This is a genomic window from Pseudomonas batumici, assembly GCF_036585405.1.
Classification (GTDB): domain Bacteria; phylum Pseudomonadota; class Gammaproteobacteria; order Pseudomonadales; family Pseudomonadaceae; genus Aquipseudomonas; species Aquipseudomonas batumici.
Genome location: NZ_CP144470.1, coordinates 1,847,510 through 1,866,126, shown reverse-complemented (window position 1 = coordinate 1,866,126; position 18,617 = coordinate 1,847,510). Strand labels below are relative to the sequence as shown.

Sequence of the window (18,617 nt, the reverse complement as noted above, 5' to 3'; positions counted from 1 at the left end):
TTATTGCTCCGCGCTCGTGCTGTCGGTTGGCGGTACCGCCGGCTTGGCATCCGGCTTGATCCACCAGGTGTAGAGGCCGATATCGTAGGCCGGCGAGACTTTCGGGTGACCGATATGGTCCCAGTAGGCCACGCGCCAGGTCTTGATGTGCCAGTTGGGGATCACGTAGTAGCCCCATTGCAGCACCCGGTCCAGGGCACGGGCATGTTCTACCAGGCTCTGCCGGGAGTCGGAATCGATCAGCGCTTCCACCAGTTCATCCACGGCCGGGTCCTTCAGACCCATGAGGTTGCGGCTGCCGGGTTTGTCGGCGCTGGAAGACTTCCAGAATTCCCGTTGTTCGTTGCCCGGTGAGTTGGACTGCGGGAAGCTGCCGACGACCATGTCGAAGTCCCGGGAGCGCAGGCGGTTGATGTACTGGGAGACATCGACCCGACGAATCACCAGGTCGATGCCAAGGTCCGCGAGGTTGCGCTTGAACGGCAGCAGCACCCGTTCGAAATCGGTCTGGGTCAGCAGGAATTCGATGCTCACCGGCTTGCCCTGGGCGTCGACCATCTTGTCGTCGACGATGCGCCAGCCGGCCTCCAGCAACAGCTGGTAGGCGCGGCGTTGTTGCGGGCGAATCATGCCGCTGGCGTCACACACCGAGGGTTCGAAGGCCTGGCTGAAGACTTGTTCGGGAATCCGTCCCCGCAGCGGCTCGAGGATGGCCAATTGTTCGGCGTCCGGCAGACCCGTGGCGGCCATTTCGGAGTTTTCGAAATAACTGCGGGTGCGGTGGTAGGCGCCGTTGAACAGCTGCTTGTTGGTCCACTCGAAGTCGAACAGCAGGCTCAGGGCCTCGCGCACGCGGATATCCTGGAACATCGGTCTGCGCAGGTTGTAGACAAAGCCCTGCATGCCCGTCGGATTGCGATTGGGGATCTGCTCCTTGATCAGTCGACCCTGTGCGACGGCGGGGGTGTTGTAGGCATTGGCCCAGTTCTTGGCGCTGTTCTCCAGCCAGTAATCGAACTGCCCGGCCTTGAGGGCTTCCAGGGCCACCGTGTTGTCACGGTAGTCATCCAGGGTCATGAAATCGAAGTTGTAGAAACCGCGGTTGACCGGCAGGTCCTTGGCCCAATAGTCCTTGACGCGCTCATAGCGTACCGAGCGTCCGGCCTTGACCTCGGCCAGCTTGTACGGCCCGCTGCCGAGGGGCAGCTCCAGGTTGCCCTTGTTGAAGTCGCGGTTGGCCCACCAGTGCTTGGGCAGCACCGGCAGCTGGCCGAGGATCAGCGGCAGTTCGCGGTTGGTGGTGCGCTTGAACTTGAACAGCACCCGCAGCGGGTCTTCGGCGATGGCCTCGTCGACATCGGCGTAGTAGGTCCGGTACAGCGGTGCGCCATCCTTGATCAGGGTCTGGAAACTGAACACCACGTCTTCGGCGCGCATGGGGTGGCCGTCGTGGAAGCGTGCCTCGGGGCGCAGGTAAAAGCGCACCCAGCTGTTGTCCGGGGCCTTTTCGATTTTTTCCGCCACCAGGCCGTATTCGGTGAAGGGCTCGTCGAGGCCGTGGCGCATCAGGGTGTCGTAGATCAGGTCGAGCCCGTCGGCCGGCACGCCCTTGGTGATGAAGGGGTTGAGGCTGTCGAAACCGCCCATGGTCGATTGGCGGAAGGTGCCGCCCTTGGGGGCGTCGGGATTGACGAAGTCGAAATGGCGGAAATCGGCCGGGTATTTCGGCGGTTCGTTGTAGAGCGTCAGGGCATGTTGCGGGGCGGCGACGGCGGTGCCGGCCAGGGCGCTGAACAGCAGGCCGCCGGCGGACAGGAACAGGGTACGCGCAAACCTCATTGGGCTTTCTCCGAAGCTTTCATCCACCAGGCGCTCAGGCCCAGGGTGTACGGCGGTGTGGTCACGAAGGCGAACCGGTTGCGGTAGGCCAGGCGATGATAGTCAAGGTACCAGTTGGGAATCATGATGTGTTGCCAAAGCAATACCCGGTCCAGGGCGCGGCCGGCGGCCAGTTGCTCGTCCCGGGTCCTGGCCGCCAGCAGGGTGTCGAGCAGGTGGTCGACCACCGGGCTGGCGACCCCCGCATAATTCTTGCTGCCCTTGACGCCGGCCTGGCTGGAATGGAAGTACTGCCACTGCTCGAGTCCCGGGCTGAGGGTCTGGTCCAGGGTCATCAGGATCATGTCGAAATCGAACTGGTCGAGACGTTGTTTGTACTGGGCACGATCCACTGTTCGCAAGCGGGCGTCTATACCCAGGCTCGCGAGGTTTTCGACGTAGGGCTGGAGAATCCGTTCCAGGCTCGGATTGACCAGTAGTATTTCAAAACGCAACGGCTGTCCGTTCTTGTCCAGCAGGCGCTGGCCGTCCAGTTTCCAGCCGGCTTCGCCAAGCAGGGCGAGGGCGCGGCGCAAGGTCTCGCGGGGGATGCCGCGACCGTCGGTCCGCGGCAGGCTGAAGGGTTCGCTGAACAGCCGGGCCGGCAGTTGTTCGCGGTATGGGGCGAGCAGCAACCATTCCTGGCCGGCCGGAACGCCGCCGGCGGAAAACTCGCTGTTGGGATAGAAGCTCATGGCCCGCTGGTAGGCCCCGCCGAACAGGGTGCGGTTGGTCCATTCGAAGTCGAGCATCAGGCCCAGGGCTTCGCGCACCTTGTCCTGGGCGAAGCTGGCGCGGCGGCAGTTCATGAACAGGCCCTGGGTCTGGGTCGGGATCCGGTGGGCGATCTGTGCCTTGATCACCTCACCGCGCTCGACGGCCGGGAAGCGGTAGCCGTTGGCCCAGTTCTTGGCCTGGTGTTCGATATAGATATCGAACTCACCGGCCTTGAACGCCTCGAAGGCGATGTCGCTGTCGCGATAGAACTCCACTTCGACCCGGTCGAAGTTGTATTTGCCGCGATTGACCGGCAGGTTTTCGCCCCACCAGTTCCTGACCCGTTCAAAGACCAGCCGGCGGCCGGGTTGCACCTGGGTGATGCGATAGGGGCCGCTGCCCAGGGGAGGGTCGAAGGTGGTGGCGGTGAAGTCGCGACCTTGCCAATAGTGTTGCGCCAGTACCGGCAGTTCGCCCAGGCGCAGGATCAGCAGCGGATTGCCCGAGCGCTTGAACACGAAGCGGATTCGCTGGGGCGTGAGCACGTCGACCCTGGACACTTCCTGCAGGCTGGTACGGTATTGCGGGTGGCCTTCCTTGAGCAGCAGGCGGTAGGAAAAGGCCACGTCGTAGGCGGTAATCGGCGTGCCGTCGTGGAAGCGCGCCTCGGGCCGCAGGTTGAACACCACCCAGCTGCGGTCTTCGCTGTATTCCACCGACTGGGCGATCAGGCCGTAGCTGGCGTTCGGCTCATCCCCCGAGGGGGCGTACTGGCCGGTGCCGGCCATCAGGGTCGCATTGAGTTCGTTGACGCCGTATTGCAGGAAGTTGGGCGTCGTGACCGGGCTGGTGCCCTTGATGGTGTAGGGGTTGAGGGTGTCGAAGGTGCCGAACGCCATCACCCGCAAGGTACCGCCTTTGGGGGCGTCGGGGTTGACCCAGTCGAAGTGGGTGAAGCTGGCGGGGTACTTGAGTGTGCCGAACTGCGCATAACCATGGCTTTCGCTGATCGTCGCGCTTGCGGGAGAGACCAAGGCCAGGCTGAGGAACAGCAGGAGGAGGGGACGCGTCAAGGCAGAGATCCGATCCAGGCGGCTTGGGCTATAGGCCAGTACCTTAACAGCTTGTATCGGGTGGAAAAAGGCGTCGTTGAATGCGCTGGAATCCCTGTGGGAGCGCCGGTCGACGCTCGATTGCCAGCGATAGGGCCGGCAAGTCTTGCAGCGACTGTCCGGCCGCCATCGCCGGCAAGCCGGCTCCTACAGGGGGAGCAGTGTTTCGAGGCTTTCGATTATCAGCGTGGCTGGGAGACCGTGAGGATCTGCCCCGGCTTGAGCGCCTGGCCGGTGCGTGGGTTGAGGCGCTTGAGGTGTTGCATCTCGACGTTGAAGCGCTTGGCGACGATATACAGCGAATCGCCTTTCTGCACCTTGTAGGTGGTGGCAGCCTTCTTGCCGGCCGCGCCCTTGATGTTGTCCTGCATGACCAGGGTCTGGCCGACCTTGAGATGGTGCCCCGACAGCTTGTTCCAGTGTTGCAGGTCCTTGGCGTCGACCCGGTTGGCCTTGGCAATCGAGGCCAGGCTGTCGCCGCGCTTCACCTTGTAGCGGCGGGTCAGGCGTGCAGGCGGGTTGCCGGCGAGGGATTCGAACACCGGCTTCTTCGGCCGCAGGCTGATCAGTTCCTCGGGCTTCATCCGCGACAGGTTGGCGGTCAGCAGCTGCGCCTTGGAGCTGGGCACCAGCAGGTGTTGCGGGCCGTCCATCGTGGCTTTCTGCTTGAAGGCCGGATTGAGCTGGATCATCTCGTCTTCGTCGATCTCGGCCAGGGCCGCGACCCGGCTCAGATCCATCGGCTGGTTGACTTCGACGGTGGCGAAATACGGTTCGTTGGCGATCGGGTTCAGGTTCACGCCGTAGGCTTCGGGGGTCATGACCACCTGCGACAGGGCCAGCAGCTTGGGCACGTAGTCGCGGGTTTCCTGGGGCAGCGGCAGGTTCCAGTAGTCGATGGGCAGGCCGAGCTTTTCGTTGCGCTCGATGGCTCGGCTGACCGTGCCTTCGCCGGCATTGTAGGCCGCCAGGGCCAACAGCCAGTCGCCGTTGAACATGTCGTGCAGGCGGGTCAGGTAGTTCATCGCCGCGATCGTGGAGGCGGTGATGTCCTTGCGTCCGTCGTAGAAACGGTCCTGGCGCAGGTTGAAAGAGCGTCCGGTGGAGGGAATGAATTGCCACAGGCCGACGGCATCGGCACGCGAATAGGCCATCGGGTTGTAGGCGCTTTCGATCACCGGCAACAGCGCCAGCTCCAGCGGCATGTTGCGTTCTTCCAGGCGTTCGACGATGTAATGAATGTAGAGGCTGCCGCGCGAACTGGCGTTTTCCAGGAACGAGGGGTTGCTGGCGAACCACAGGCGCTGTTGTTCGATACGCGGGTTCACCCCCAGGCCGTCCTGCAGCTGGAAACCTTGGCGCATACGCTCCCAGACGTCCTGGGGTGGTGTGTGCTTGGCGTTTTCGCTGAGCCAGATCGGTTTTTGCTTGACCCGGGCACTGAGGTTTGGGGTCGGTTCGGTGCTGCTGTCCGAAGGGTGATGAAAGCCTGAACAGCCCGCCAGGGTGGCGGACACAGCCACCGCGATAGCTTGAGCTAATCGCGTCAATGCGTCTGAATTGATGGATTTACGGTTGGATGACGACATTGGCTGGAAGTGAGTTCCGGGCAAAAATGTCGGGCGATTCTAGAAAGCGCTCAGGGTGCGGTCAACCATTCAGATTTTTGACGTCGCCCGCACCGGTATCAGAAGCTGTCTTTCCAACGGCGCAGGGCCGCAAAAACCTCACTCGGAGAGTGGTTGTCGAGGCCGTTCCGTTCGTCTGCTTTTTCTTTAACAGATGTTTCGCCGGCACGCAGGAACGGATTGGTCTTCAATTCCAGGGCCAGGTTCGACGGCAGGCTGATGCGTCCCTCGGTCCGCCATTGGCTGACCTGTTCCAAGCGTTTGGCAATATCCGGGTTGTTCGGCTCGACGGCCTGGGCGAAGCGCAGGTTGCTCAGGGTGTACTCGTGGGTGCAGTACACGCCGGTCGTCGCCGGCAGTGCCGCCAGTCGACTCAGGGAATGGTGCATCTGCTGGGGCGTGCCCTCGAACAGGCGGCCGCAACCGGCGGCGAACAGCGTGTCGCCGCAGAACAGCAGCGGGCGCGTGTCATCCCCGTGGTAGTAGGCGATATGCCCCAGGGTATGGCCGGGTACGGCGAACACCTGGAATTCGAGGCCGAGCACCGTGACGTGGTCGTTGTCCTTCAACGCCAGGTCGCGGGCCGGGATGTCTTCGCTCGCCGGCCCCAGCACGCGGGCACCGGTGGCCTGTTTCAGGCGTTCGACACCGCCGACATGATCGTGGTGGTGGTGGGTGACCAGGATGTCGTCGAGTTGCCAGCCCGGATGCTGTTCCAGCCAGGCCAGCACCGGCGCGGCGTCGCCCGGGTCGACCACGGCGCAGCGGTGTCGGGCGATATCCTGTAACAACCAGATGTAGTTGTCGGTGAAGGCGGGCAGCGCGTCGATCTGTATCATGGTGCAATTCCCAAGCGCAAAACTATGGCGCATCTTAGTGCTTGTGACGCCCTTGTGGCGAGTTGGAGAAGGCAATGACCGATAAAGCGTTCGCTCAGGCTGATCCTGACTGGCTGGCACTGATCAGTGCGGCCCGCGACTGGCTGTCCGGCCCCGTGGGGCAACTGCTGCTCGACGAGGAGCGGCGCATGCTCGAGGAGGAGCTGGGGCGTTATTTCGGCGGCTACCTGGTGCATTACGGCCCGTCGGCCGAGCCCCCCCGCAAGCCGGGCAGGTGCGCCGCAACGTGCGCCTCGGTGCGCCGCTGCCGGGGGTGGAAATCGTCTGCGAGGAGCAGGCCTGGCCCCTGAGCGAACATGCCGCCGATGTGGTGGTGCTGCAGCACGGCCTGGATTTCTGCCTGTCGCCCCATGGCCTGCTGCGCGAGGCCGCCGCCGCCGTGCGTCCCGGCGGGCACCTGCTGATCCTCGGCATCAACCCCTGGAGCGCCTGGGGCTTGCGTCATGTGTTTGCCCATGACGCCCTGCGCAAGGCCCGTTGCATTTCACCCTCGCGGGTCGCCGACTGGCTCAACCTGCTGGGCTTTGCGCTGGAGAAACGCCGCTTCGGGTGCTATCGTCCGCCGCTGGCGTCGGCCGCCTGGAAAGCGCGGCTGGCGGGCTGGGAGCGGGTGGCCGGCGGCTGGCAGCTGTCGGGCGGCGGCTTCTATCTATTGGTCGCGCGCAAGATCGTGGTGGGCCTGCGGCCCGTGCGCCAGGTGCGCCGCGAACCAGTCGGCAAGCTGGTACCGCTGCCGATGGCCAAGGTCAACCGGCGGCAAAGCGAACAGTAGCCAATTTCTTTCTTCCTTGGGGGTCGAGTGTGCTCGGCCCGGGATGCGTCGGTCGGTTACCGGCGCGCCACGGGGTCATTTTCGATGGAAAGGTTGTAATGAGCGATAGCGTTGAACTCTTCACCGACGGCGCCTGCAAGGGCAATCCCGGCCCGGGCGGCTGGGGGCCTTGCTGGTCTGCAAGGGCGTCGAGAAAGAACTCTGGGGCGGCGAAGCCAACACCACCAACAACCGCATGGAGCTGATGGGGGCGATTCGTGGCCTCGAAGAGCTCAAGCGTCCCTGCGAGGTGTTGCTGGTGACCGACTCGCAGTACGTGATGAAAGGCATCACCGAGTGGATGGTCAACTGGAAGAAACGCGGTTGGAAGACCGCGGCCAAGGAACCGGTGAAAAACGCCGACCTGTGGCAACTGCTCGATGAGCAGGTCAATCGCCACACGGTGAAGTGGAAGTGGGTGCGCGGGCATATCGGCCATCATGGCAACGAGCGTGCCGACCAGTTGGCCAACCGTGGCGTGGATGAAGTGCGGGGGATCAAACATGCGTAGCGTGGTGCTCGATACCGAAACCACCGGCATGCCGGTCACCGATGGTCACCGGATCATCGAGATCGGCTGCGTCGAACTGATGGGCCGCCGCCTCACCGGCCGGCATTTCCACGTCTACCTGCAACCGGACCGTGAAAGTGACGAAGGCGCCATCGGCGTGCACGGCATCACCAACGAATTCCTGGTGGGCAAACCGCGTTTTGCCGAGGTGGCCGACGAGTTCTTCGAATTCATCCAGGGCGCCCAGCTGATCATCCACAACGCGGCGTTCGACGTGGGTTTCATCAACAACGAGTTCGCCTTGCTGGGCCAGCAGGATCGCGCCGATATCACCCGGCACTGCAGCATCCTCGACACCCTGATGATGGCCCGGGAGCGTCACCCGGGACAGCGCAACAGCCTCGATGCCCTGTGCAAACGCTACGGTGTCGACAACTCCGGTCGCGAACTGCACGGCGCCTTGCTCGACTCGGAGATTCTCGCCGACGTCTACCTAACCATGACCGGTGGCCAGACCAGCCTGTCCCTGGCCGGCAACGCCAGCGATGGCAACGGTTCCGGTGAAGGCTCCGGTAGCCAGGCCAGCGAAATCCGCCGCCTGCCGGCCGATCGCCAGCCGGCCCGGATCATCCGCGCCAGCGAAAGCGATCTCGCCGAACACCTCGCGCGCCTCGAGGCCATCGCCAAGTCCGCCGGGGCCCCGGCACTCTGGACCCAACTGGCCGAAGCCGAGTCCCAACGCCACTGAGTAGCCCGCGGATGATCTTTTGTGCACCGGCGATTGACCTTCTAAGCTGAAGGGGGCGGTGCACCGAGGCTCACTGTCCGGGGACGGGATGTTCCCGACCTGAGGTATCCCTGTTGATCCTGTACCGCGCTATCAAGGTCTGAGGATGGTTCGCCCAATGCATTTAGTCACGAACCTGAAGTATCCCGAAGTTTCGGTCCGTGTGGCTGACGCCGGTTTCTCCGAGTACATCTGGCGCAGTGATTTCAGCTTTGAGGTCAAGGCCCATGGCCTGGCCGAAATCGGCAAGCGGGTCGATCAGTGGCCACTGGTCCCGGTGGCGCCCTACCGCAAGTGCTATGGCATCGACCCCGAGGAGTTCGCCAGCTATCGCGCGGCGGTGGACAGCGAGATCTTCATGGCCTATCTGGACGGTCGCGCGGTGGGCCATGTGGTGGTCAGCACCAACTGGAACGGTTTTGCCCATGTCGACGAGCTGGCGGTCGACGCCTCGGCGCGGCGGCACGGGGTGGCCCGGGCGCTGCTGGATGTGGTGCGCTTCTGGAGCCACAAGAAGAACCTGCCGGGGGTCATGCTGGAAACCCAGAACAACAACCTGGGGGCCTGTCGCCTGTATGAGCGTTGTGGCTATGTGCTGGGCGGTATCGATCATCTGCGTTATCGCGGGATCGATGCGCAGACCCCGGAAGTGGCGATCTTCTGGTACCTGCTGTTCGCCGGGCAGCCCTGAGGCGCGGCCGGGTCAGAGCAGCATCGCCACGGCTTTTTCGCCGACGATTTCCAGCAGGGCCTTCAGGGCGGCGCTCGGCTCGCGATCCTTGAGCGTCAGCGCGTACAGGGTGACGCCGATGGCCGGCGACAACGGGCAGACATCCAGCCCGCCGGCCCTGGCCCCGACGGCCGTGAACGGATCGACAATCGCCAGCCCCTCGCCGGCTTCCACCATGCTGCGCATCATCTGGTAGGTCTGCACCCGGGTCTGCACCAGCGGCGCCGGCCGCAGGGCTTGCAGCTTGCCGTCGAGCATCAGGCTCAGGGTGTCCTGCTCCTCCAGGCCGACCATGGATTGTCCGGCCAGCTCCTGCAGGGCGATGTATTTCTGCCGGGGTTGCAGCCAGCCGTGCGGCGCGAGTAATTGCAGTTTGCCCTCGGCCAGGGCCTGGGTGTGGATCTGCGGGTGATCGGGGTTGTGCAGGCTCAGGCCCAGCTCGACCTCCCGCAGCAACAAGCCGCGGACGATCTCGCGGGTGTGCTGGCTGGCGAGGGTGCAGGGGGTTTCGCGAAAGCGTCGGCGCAGGGCCGCCAGGCTCTGGGGCAGCAGCTGTTGGGCCAAGGTCGGCGTACAGACCACCCGCAAGGCGGGGTCCTGATGCTGGCGCAGGCTGCTGGCCAGTCGCCGTAGCGGTTCCATTTCCGCATACAGGCGGTGCAGCAGGGGTTGCAGTTCGCGGGTTTCACGGGTCGCCTGCATCCGGCCGCGCACGCTGGCGAACAGCAGGAACCCCAGCTGCTGCTCGGCGTCTTGCAGCGTCGCGCTGACGGTGGCCGCTGGCAGTTGCAGCAACTCGGCGGCGGTGCCGAGGTTGCCGGTCTGCAGGAGGGCCTGGATTACTTCGATATGGCGTAAACGCATGCTTGAAGTCCGTGTCCAGCCGGGAGGAGGTCAGTGGACTGATCCTAACCCAAGTCGGCGCGCATGACTTCAGGTGGCTGCCTGCGTCCGTTGTCCCGGATCAGGAAGTCGCGTTCGAGGTCGCCGGTTCACGGGTGAGGGTGACGCCGGTTTGCACCAGCAGGAATGAATTGTCGTCGAGTTTGTTGACGCGATCGCCAATGGCCAGTTTGTAGGTGGTGACAGGCTCCGTGCCGGCCAGGCCTTCGGCGCAAGGCGTGGATTCCTGGAATTCATGCACGGAATAGACGCGACCTTCCGCATCCCTTGCATGGAATTGTCCGACGAGTACTGCGGCCATCTGTTTAGAACCTCTGGAAATGAACACTGGATTGACGGTTCAGTAGACCGTGGTTTGGCGGGGGAAGTTTTGCGCTGGGGAAAAAAATTGTCCCGCCACTCTACAGGTTCCCCGGCGATAAGGGGAAAGCAGTGGACTGACGGGAAAAATCGTCGGGACAGTAGTGCCCGATCATCTATACCTAGTGTTCCTTTGCCCAGAAAGTCGGGAGTGCTCATGAGCAACGTCCACACCGTCGCTGTCCTGGTCGGCAGCCTGAGAAAACAATCGATCAACCGCAAGGTGGCACTGGCCCTGGCCGCGCTGGCACCGGCGAACCTGAAGCTTACGATCGTCGAGATTGGCAATTTGCCGCTTTACAACGAGGATCTCGATGCAGGCGAGCCGCCGGCCGCCTTTGCGACCTTTCGCGAGCAGGTCAGGGCCACCGATGCGGTGCTGTTCGTCACCCCGGAATACAACCGCTCGGTGCCCGGGGTCCTGAAGAATGCCATCGACGTCGGTTCGCGGCCGTATGGCAAAAGTGTCTGGAGCGGCAAGCCGGGGGCGGTGATCAGTGCCTCGCCGGGCGCGGTTGGCGGGTTTGGCGCCAATCACCATCTGCGCCAGTCCCTGGTGTTCCTCGACGTGCCGTGCATGCAACAGCCGGAGGCTTACCTGGGCGGCGCGGGCAGCGCGTTCGACGAGGCGGGGCAACCGTCGGAGTCGGTCCGGCCGTTCCTGCAAAAATTTATCAATGCCTATGGGCAATGGGTCGAGCGCTACAAGAAAACGTGAGATTTAGGGTGGGTTTTCCAGGCGCTGACGGATCAACCCCTGGGTTTCCCGCAGCCAGGTCTCAATCTGCACCGCCGATAATTGCGCGGTGATGCAGTAACGACGGCCACCCCATACCAGCACCAGCCAGGCCTCGATCGCTTCATTCGAAGGTCGGGAGGCCAGGTCCGTGCAGGCATCGAAGGCGTCCCGCCATTTCTGCGACAACTCCTGGAATACCCGCTGGTGGTGCTTGGGCTCGGCGATCTGGTGTTCGAGCATCAGCAGCGGGTAGTCGAACAACGGCTGGTCCGGTCCTGCCGGATGACCACTGAGCTGCACCAACCGTTCGAGGCGTGCCTGCCAGGCGAGGCCCTCGGCCCGGATCACCTGTTCATCGAGCTGGTGCAGCAAGCGCTCGACGCTATGGCGCACATAACCGGACAGCAGCGCGGCCTTGCTCGGGAAGTAATCGTACAGCGTGCCGATGGCCACACCGGCTTCCAGGGCCACCGCACGGGTGGTCAGGGCGGACCAGCCGCTGCGCTGCCAAATCCGAACAAAGGCTTGGTAAATGGCCTCGACGGTGAAAATCGCCCGGGCCTGGCTGGGCCGCTTGAGCGGCTTGGCGCGGGGCTTGAGGCTATGTGCGGCCGGCTTGCCGGCGTTTCCGAACCCGTTCTTCATGGTCTGCCATTAAGCTGGTTCCACCCGCAATAGTCGCAGAGAGGAGTCTGATTATGCCAAGTGCCAGCACGGTAACACGACTGATCACCCGCAAGAACGGCCTCGACCAGAGCCGGATCGAAGTGCAGCAACGCCCACTGGTAGCGGGGCCGGGCGAGGCGATCCTCAAGGTCGAACGCTGCGCCCTGACCACCAACAACATCACCTACGCCGCCTATGGCGATTCCATGAACTACTGGGGCTTTTTTCCTACCGGGCAGGCGGATTGGGGCCATATGCCGGTATGGGGTTTTGCCGATGTGCTGGTTTCGAATGTGGACGGGGTGGCCGTGGGGGAGCGTTTCTACGGTTATTTTCCGATTGCCAGCCATCTCTGGATGAAGCCTGAGCGGGTCACCGAGCGGGGCTTTTATGATGCTGCCGAGCACCGCAAGGACCTGACTTCGGCCTATAACCAGTACACCCGGTGCAGTTGGGATCCTTACTACAGCCCGGACACCGAGGATCTGCAGATCCTGCTCAAGCCCTTGTTCCTGACCTCGGCGATGCTCGCGGACTTCCTTCAGGACAACCGGTTCTTCGGGGCCACGCGCCTGGTGTTTTCCAGCGCGTCGAGCAAGACCGCCTTTGGCACGGCGGTCTGCCTCGAGGGCCGACCCGAGTTGACGCGTGTCGCCTTGACGTCCTCGGCCAACCGGGCGTTTGTCGCGGGTTTGGGCTGTTACGAACAGACCCTGGCCTACGACGAACTGGAACTGCTGGAAGCGGATCGTCCGACGCTGTATGTGGATTTTTCCGGTGACCTGGCGCTGCGTGACCGGGTGCATCGGCGCTTGGGCGGGCAATTGGTCTACAGCTGCTTCGCCGGCTCCGCGCAAACCACGGACGAGGCGCAGCTCACGGCGATCGAAGGGCCGCAGCCGGTGTTCTTCTTCGCGCCGATCCAGATCCGCAAGCGTAACGCCGAATGGGGGCCGGAGCGGGTGAGCCGCTATATCGGCGAGGGCCTGCAGCGTTTCTACCAGACGGTGAGCGAAGGGCCGACGCCGTTGCTGGAAGTGGTCGTCGGCGAGGGCTTCGAGGCGGCAGAGCAGCTGATCTCACGGCTCTATCACGGGCAGGTGCCGCCGGCCCAGGGCAATATCATCAAGCTCTGACACCCCGGCTCCGGCAGGTCTCCGGTATCAATTGCCCTGGGGCATTTCCCCCTTCGCCAGGCGCTTGTTGATATCAGCGATCACCTCCGGCAGATCGTTGAGGGTGTCGACCAGGTAGTGGGGCCGGGAGCCGGCGAACAGCCCATGGATACGCTGGCGCTCGCTGTCCAAAGTCGCCCGGTCGAGGGCGCGGTATTGCTCGTAGGTCAGCCCCAGCGCATTACCGGAGCACACCAGGGCGACGGTCCACATGCCGGCCCGGCGGCCTTCGAGGATGCCCGGCACGGTGTCGTCGACCTTGACGCAGGCGGCGACATCATCAATGCCCAGCGCGATCACGTTGGCCAGGGCCTGGGCCGGCCAGGGGCGACCGTTGGGCACCTCGTCGGTGGCGACCACGTGGTCGGCGACATAGCCGTTGCCGGCGGCCAGTGCCACGACCTTCTCCATGACCCGCGCCGGATAGCCCGAGCACGAACCGATCTTCAGTCCTTGTTGGCGCAGTGTGGTGATGGTGTCGAGGGCGCCGGGAATCAGGGCCGAATGTTCGGCGATCTTCTCGATCTGCAGGGGCATGAAGCGCTCGTAGATGGCCGTGACGTCGTCATCGCTCGGGGTGCGGCCGAACACCTTGTGGTAGCGCTCGCTGATCGCCTGTTGGTCGCACAGCGTGCGGATATGCTCCCACTTGCCCATGCCCATGGGGCCACGGGCTTCTTCGATGGAGACCGCCACGTCGAATTCGGCGAAGGCCTCGACGAAGATCTGGGTCGGTGCGAACGAACCGAAATCGACGACGGTGCCGGCCCAGTCGAGGATGGCGGCTTGCAGTTGGGTAGGGGTGCGGTAGTTCATGTGGGTCAGCCTTGAATACGATGATGTGGGAAAGAGGGCGCCGCGTTCAGTCTTGGGTTTCTAGATGTCCAGCACTTCCATTTCCCGCAGGGCCTCGGCGATCGCAGCGACTGCCGCCTGCACCGTGCTGCGCCCGACCTGGCCGATACAGCCCACGCGAAATGTCTCGACCCGGGTCAGTTTGCCCGGATAAAGAATGAAACCCTTGGCCTTGACCCGTTCGTAGAGCGCCTTGAACTGGTAGCGCGGGTCTTGCGGTGCATGAAAGGTGACGATGATCGGCGCCTGGATCGCCGCCGACAGGAAGCTGCGCAACCCCAGCCGAGCCATTTCCTCCAGCAAGACCTGGCAGTTGTCGGCATAGCGCCCGAGTCGGGCGGGCAGGCCGCCTTCCTCGTGGTACTGCAGCAGCGCTTCGTGCAGCGCTGCGACCACGTGGGTCGGCGGGGTGAAACGCCATTGGCCGGTCTTGGCCATATAGGTGTGCTGATCGTGCAGATCCATCGCCAGCGAGTGCGAGTTGCCGACGGCCGCGGCCAACGCCTCCTTGCGGGCAAACACGAAGCCCATCCCGGGCACCCCCTCCAGGCATTTGCCGGAAGCGGCGATCAGGGCGTCGAACGGCACCTGGCGGGCATCGATGGGCAAGGCGCCGAACGAGCTCATGGCGTCGATGATCAGCCGTTTGCCGTGGCGGGCGACCACCTCGGCGATCTCCGCCAGCGGATTGAGGATGCCGGTGCTGGTCTCGCAGTGGATCAACGCCACATGGCTGATGGTCGGGTCGGCGCGCAGCAGGCGCTCGACATCGGCGGCGCTGGTGGGCTCGTCCTCGGCGGTTTCGAAGGGGCTGAACGAACGGCCCAGTACCTCGCAGATCTTCGCCAGGCGCTTGCCGTAGGCACCGTTGATCAGCACCAGCACTTTGCCGTTGCGTGGCACCAGGGTGCCGATGGCCGCCTCCACGGCGAAAGTGCCGCTGCCTTGCAGGGGCACGCAGTGATGGCTGTCGGCACCGTTGACGATTGCCAGCAGTTGCTCGCACAGGCTGGCCGTCAGTTGGTTGAAACCCTCATCCCAGGAGCCCCAGTCCAGGCTCATTGCCTGGCGAGTGCGGGCCGAGGTGGTCAGTGGGCCAGGGGTGAGCAGGACGGGAGCGGCAGTACGCATGCGGGTTTCTCGCGGCAGGGATCGTTGACGGGATACAGGGCATAAATTGCAGTTTGGCTTGTCATCAATCAAATTGTTTGTTGTTATGCGAGCTATCAGTGAGGCCGATAGCTATGAACCTGTTCCAACTGCGCGCATTCGATGCCGTGGCCCGCGAAGGCAGCTTTACCCGCGCCGCGGCGCGGCTGTTCATCAGCCAGCCGGCGGTGACCGGGCATATCAAGGCCCTGGAAGAGCATTACCAGATCACCTTGCTCAGGCGCACGGCGCGGCGCGTGGAGCTGACCGCCGAGGGCACCCGGTTGGCGGCCATTACCCGGGCGATGTTCGGTCTGGCCGAGGAGGCCCAGGCCATGCTCGAAGCCAATCGACAACTGCTGACCGGGCGCCTGGAAATCGCCGCGGACGGGCCGCATATGGTCATGCCGATGCTCGCCCGGCTCAGGGCGCGGTATCCGGGGATCACCGTCAACCTGAGGCTGGGCAATGCCCAGGAAACCCTGGCGGCGCTGTTGTCCGAGCATGCCGACGTGGCGGTGTTGACCGAGGTCGAGCCCCGCAAGGGCCTGTACCTGCAAGCCCTGAGCGAGTCGCGGATCTGCGCGCTGGTGCCGCAGGGGCATCCGTGGCAGGCCGAACCGCAGGGGATTGCCCTGGAGCGACTGGACCAGGTGATCATGGTGCTGCGCGAGCCGGGTTCGATCACCCGGCGAACCTTCGACCAGGCCTGTGCCCAGGCCGCGGTGAATCCTCGGGTATTGCTCGAGCTGGACAGCCGCGAGGCGGTGACCGAAGCGGTGGCGGCGGAGCTGGGGGTGGGGATCGTGTCATCGCTGGAAGTCAGTCATGACCCCAGGGTACGGGCACTGCCGATCCGCGGCGATGGCCTGGTCAACCGGCATCTGCTCGGCTGCCTGGAACGGCGCAAGGAACTGCGGCTGATTCAGGCCTTCCTCGGGCTGGTGCCGGAAACGCTTGCGTCACCCAGTCCGCCCTGAAGAAAGGCCTGGCGCTGGCGCAGGCTCCAGTGTTGCTGGAGGTACTCGTGCAGGGCCACGCATTGCCCGGGGTAGAGCAGCCAGAGTTGTTCCGGCGTGGCGGCCAGCTCCAGGGCCAGCCGCCGTCTGCCGGCGGAGCCCAGCAGGGCCGCGCCACGGTTGTCACTCCTGCCTTCCAGGAGGATGTCATCGCGACTCAGGCGCGCCAGCTCCTTGAGCCCGGGCCGGGGCATCCGCACGATGTACCAGATGTTTTCGCACAGGCAATGGCTGGAGGCTGACGGTGGTTCATGGGGCTGTTCATACAGGTAGAACTCCCCGGGATCGTCGTCCGGCGCGCGGAGAATATTCTGTCCCTCCCACGGCGTGGGCGTGCCGAGCGGCACATCGACCGGGGGCCGTTCGTCAAGGGAAACGTCCCGGTCGGCGAGGAAACCGCAGATCACCGGCTGGTCGGGATTGCCCTCGACAAAGTCGATCAGTACCCGGCTGCCGACCCTGGGCGCCTTGCCTTGCGCGACCCCTGGCGCGACCCAGCAGCCCGGCGCGCTGTCCACGGCCTGGACGCTGTTCTGCAACTGCACCCGCAGGCGTCCCTGGGCATCGGGCCGGGCGATTCCCGCATGGCGACCCAGGACGGTGCCGACCTGATAGCCCTGGGAGGGGGGGCGTTTCTGCCGCAGGGAGGGGCGAAACGGCGTTGACCAGGGGATGGCCCTGAAGTGATTGCTGTAGCCTTGCGGGTTGAAACACTCGTCATGCAGGCCGTCGTCGTCCTCGACACTGAAGGCGTCGACGGGGCATCTGTCCATGCACTGTTCGCCCAGATGCTGAATCTCGGTGATCAGCCATTGATCGTTGAGCGCCTGGCGCGGATGGCCGCCGATACGTCGGACGTCGCCGCTGCGCAGGCTATCCAGGTTGCTGTAGCCCTGGATCTGGCGTTGTTCACAGCGCAATCGCTCGAGGATACGCTGGCTGCATTGCTGTTCGTGCCGCTGCCGGGGCGTGGGACTGGCGCTGTGCAGCCCGTAGGCATTCGCCTGGTTGGCGGCCCCGTCGGCGGGTGCCTGGGGTGGCCAGATCGGGGTATGGCCGGGCAGTCGACTGTCATGACTGGCGAGCATCTGGTGACGCTCGTAGAGCTGGCTGATAAAGGGCTGCTCCAGCGCCTGGGCACTGTCGTGGCAGGGCAGTACACCGGCCCGTTCGGGGAAGCTCTGCGGGTCTTCGGCGAACACCAGGACATGGCGTTGCGGTGCCTGTTCGAAGTGATAGTGGATGCCTTCTTCCTCGCAGAGCCGGTTCAGCAACTGCAGGTCGCTTTCATCCTGCTGCAGGCACAGCGCCCGGTTCGGGTACAGGCCGCGGTCGAGTTCGAAGCGATAATCGGCGGCATCCAGGCCGTGGGCCGCCAGCAGCCGCCGAAGAATCGCCGGCACGCTCAGGTCGCAGAACACCCGGCGCCTGGGGGCAAGCTCCAAGGCTTGCAGGCGGGGCACCAACACCGCCTGGTAGTGGCATAGCCTTGGCTCCAGGTAGCGGCTGCTGATTTCGTGGATGATTCCATGCCAACCGCCTTGCCCGGGGCCGAAACCCAGGAAGGCCGGGCGATGCAGCAGCGTCTCCAGGTCCAGGGCGGTGTCGCCCAGCAGGTCCATCTCGAAGCGAAAGGGCTCGTTCAAGGCTTCGCGGCCCTTGAAGCGGATGACCGGCAAGGGGTCGGGGAGCAGGCCGATGGTCAGTGAGATCTGTCGTTCCTTGTCCTGAGGCATTTCGTCTCTTCTCCACGGATTTTGCGGCAGAGGGTACGAAAAGCCGCAGGCGCCTGGACACAGCAAAAGTGTGTTTGGGAAATTGCCTACGATCATCAGGGTAGAGTCGTAATCTTCGTCAGGTTTTGGTCGATTGGCGGGTTCTGGCCGTATAAACTGGGCGGTAAAGCGTCGGCCAATAAATGTCGCGACGCCTCTGATCGAGAGAGTGAGTAATGGGCGCACAGTGGAAGGTTAAACACAAAGAAGCCGCGGCCAACGCCAAGGGCAAGATCTTCGGCAAGCTGGTCAAGGAAATCACCATTGCCGCGCGCAATGGTGCGGACGTCGCCACCAACGCACACCTGCGCCTGGTGGTCGAGCAGGCGAAAAAGGCCTCGATGCCCCGCGAGACCCTGGAGCGCGCTATCAAGAAAGGCTCGGGCCAACTGGGCGAAACCGTGCAGTATCACCGCGTGACCTACGAAGGCTTCGCCCCGCACCAGGTGCCGCTGATCGTTGAATGCGTCACCGATAACATCAACCGCACCGTGGCGGAAATTCGCGTGGCGTTCCGCAAGGGCCAGCTGGGCGCGTCGGGTTCGGTGTCCTGGGACTTCAACCATGTCGGCATGATCGAAGCCACCCCGGACAGCCCGGATGCGGACCCGGAAATGGCCGCCATCGAAGCCGGTGCGCAGGATTTCGAGCCGGGCGAGGAGGGTGCGACCCTGTTCCTCACCGAGCCGACCGACCTCGATGCGGTACAGAAAGCCCTGCCGGAGCAAGGCTTCACCGTGTTGTCGGCCAAGCTGGGCTACCAGCCGAAGAACCCGGTCAGTGGCCTGAGCGACGAGCAGATGGCAGAAGTCGAAGCCTTCCTCGAAGGCCTGGACAACCATGACGACGTGCAGGACATGTTTGTCGGCCTGGCGGGCTGATCCTGTAGGAGCGAGCTTGCTC

The 18,617-nt window shown here is 63.9% G+C and carries 16 protein-coding genes and 2 pseudogenes; 8 read left to right on the top strand and 10 right to left on the bottom strand.

What is annotated here, in order from left to right; all coding sequences use genetic code 11:
• From NUH87_RS08260 to gloB, 4 genes are all read right to left on the bottom strand, one after another.
• Complete coding sequence (locus NUH87_RS08260; RefSeq protein ID WP_338525572.1) at positions 1–1,839, bottom strand: extracellular solute-binding protein; 1,839 nt, start codon at positions 1,837–1,839, stop codon at positions 1–3.
• Positions 1,836–3,668, bottom strand: a complete 1,833-nt coding sequence (locus NUH87_RS08255) for an extracellular solute-binding protein (RefSeq protein WP_338525571.1) — start codon at positions 3,666–3,668, stop codon at positions 1,836–1,838. The genes NUH87_RS08260 and NUH87_RS08255 overlap by 4 nt, the downstream gene beginning before the upstream one ends.
• A 221-nt stretch (positions 3,669–3,889) precedes the next feature.
• The gene (locus tag NUH87_RS08250; protein WP_338525570.1) at positions 3,890–5,296 is read right to left on the bottom strand and encodes a transglycosylase SLT domain-containing protein; all 1,407 of its coding nucleotides are present in this window, start codon (positions 5,294–5,296) and stop codon (positions 3,890–3,892) included.
• A gap of 98 nt (positions 5,297–5,394) precedes the next feature.
• Positions 5,395–6,174: a hydroxyacylglutathione hydrolase gene (gloB, locus tag NUH87_RS08245; RefSeq protein WP_338525569.1), complete on the bottom strand. Its 780-nt coding sequence runs from the start codon at positions 6,172–6,174 to the stop codon at positions 5,395–5,397.
• A gap of 74 nt (positions 6,175–6,248) precedes the next feature.
• Between gloB and NUH87_RS08240 the strand changes: the two are divergent.
• The 4 genes and pseudogenes from NUH87_RS08240 to NUH87_RS08225 all read left to right on the top strand — a co-directional run bounded on the left by NUH87_RS08240 (position 6,249) and on the right by NUH87_RS08225 (position 9,034).
• Positions 6,249–7,006 (top strand): annotated as a pseudogene (locus tag NUH87_RS08240) (methyltransferase domain-containing protein).
• A 98-nt stretch (positions 7,007–7,104) separates the two neighbouring features.
• Positions 7,105–7,556: pseudogene (gene rnhA, locus NUH87_RS08235) on the top strand (ribonuclease HI).
• Positions 7,549–8,304 carry a DNA polymerase III subunit epsilon gene (gene dnaQ / locus NUH87_RS08230; protein ID WP_040063108.1) on the top strand — a complete coding sequence of 252 codons (756 nt, stop codon included), beginning with the start codon at positions 7,549–7,551 and terminating at the stop codon, positions 8,302–8,304. The pseudogene rnhA and the gene dnaQ overlap by 8 nt, the downstream one beginning before the upstream one ends.
• A 157-nt stretch (positions 8,305–8,461) precedes the next feature.
• Positions 8,462–9,034: a GNAT family N-acetyltransferase gene (locus NUH87_RS08225; protein WP_040063106.1), complete on the top strand. Its 573-nt coding sequence runs from the start codon at positions 8,462–8,464 to the stop codon at positions 9,032–9,034.
• Positions 9,035–9,046: 12 nt separating this feature from the next.
• Here the strand turns inward: NUH87_RS08225 and NUH87_RS08220 are convergent, their stop codons facing one another.
• Entirely contained in the window at positions 9,047–9,937 is an 891-nt protein-coding gene (locus tag NUH87_RS08220) for a LysR family transcriptional regulator (protein WP_338525568.1), read from the bottom strand.
• Between the two features lie 100 nt (positions 9,938–10,037).
• The gene (locus NUH87_RS08215) at positions 10,038–10,277 is read right to left on the bottom strand and encodes a hypothetical protein (protein WP_338525567.1); all 240 of its coding nucleotides are present in this window, start codon (positions 10,275–10,277) and stop codon (positions 10,038–10,040) included.
• A 216-nt stretch (positions 10,278–10,493) separates the two neighbouring features.
• Here NUH87_RS08215 and NUH87_RS08210 point away from each other — a divergent pair, with 216 nt between their 5' ends.
• Positions 10,494–11,054, top strand: coding sequence for an NAD(P)H-dependent oxidoreductase (locus NUH87_RS08210; RefSeq protein ID WP_338525566.1), 561 nt, complete (start codon positions 10,494–10,496; stop codon positions 11,052–11,054).
• 3 nt (positions 11,055–11,057) lie between these two features.
• Here the strand turns inward: NUH87_RS08210 and NUH87_RS08205 are convergent, their stop codons facing one another.
• Positions 11,058–11,720 (bottom strand): TetR/AcrR family transcriptional regulator, encoded by a 663-nt coding sequence (locus NUH87_RS08205; protein WP_338525565.1) that lies wholly within the window; start codon positions 11,718–11,720, stop codon positions 11,058–11,060.
• Positions 11,721–11,773: 53 nt separating this feature from the next.
• Here NUH87_RS08205 and NUH87_RS08200 point away from each other — a divergent pair, with 53 nt between their 5' ends.
• Positions 11,774–12,877, top strand: a complete 1,104-nt coding sequence (locus NUH87_RS08200) for a DUF2855 family protein (RefSeq protein ID WP_338525564.1) — start codon at positions 11,774–11,776, stop codon at positions 12,875–12,877.
• 27 nt (positions 12,878–12,904) lie between these two features.
• On the opposite strand, the gene phnX is transcribed toward NUH87_RS08200, so the two are convergent.
• A complete protein-coding gene (gene phnX / locus NUH87_RS08195; protein WP_338525563.1) occupies positions 12,905–13,732 on the bottom strand; it encodes a phosphonoacetaldehyde hydrolase in 828 nt (275 codons plus the stop codon).
• Positions 13,733–13,792: 60 nt separating this feature from the next.
• A complete protein-coding gene (locus NUH87_RS08190; RefSeq protein ID WP_338525562.1) occupies positions 13,793–14,902 on the bottom strand; it encodes a 2-aminoethylphosphonate--pyruvate transaminase in 1,110 nt (369 codons plus the stop codon).
• Positions 14,903–15,015: 113 nt separating this feature from the next.
• Between NUH87_RS08190 and NUH87_RS08185 the strand changes: the two genes are divergently transcribed.
• Complete coding sequence (locus tag NUH87_RS08185) at positions 15,016–15,900, top strand: LysR substrate-binding domain-containing protein (protein ID WP_338525561.1); 885 nt, start codon at positions 15,016–15,018, stop codon at positions 15,898–15,900.
• On the opposite strand, the gene NUH87_RS08180 is transcribed toward NUH87_RS08185, so the two are convergent.
• Positions 15,846–17,675 carry a type VI secretion system Vgr family protein gene (locus NUH87_RS08180; RefSeq protein ID WP_338525560.1) on the bottom strand — a complete coding sequence of 610 codons (1,830 nt, stop codon included), beginning with the start codon at positions 17,673–17,675 and terminating at the stop codon, positions 15,846–15,848. The genes NUH87_RS08185 and NUH87_RS08180 overlap by 55 nt on opposite strands.
• A 215-nt stretch (positions 17,676–17,890) precedes the next feature.
• On the opposite strand from NUH87_RS08180, the gene NUH87_RS08175 reads away from it, so the two are divergent.
• Positions 17,891–18,595 (top strand): YebC/PmpR family DNA-binding transcriptional regulator, encoded by a 705-nt coding sequence (locus tag NUH87_RS08175; RefSeq protein WP_040063095.1) that lies wholly within the window; start codon positions 17,891–17,893, stop codon positions 18,593–18,595.
• Positions 18,596–18,617 lie beyond the last annotated feature (22 nt).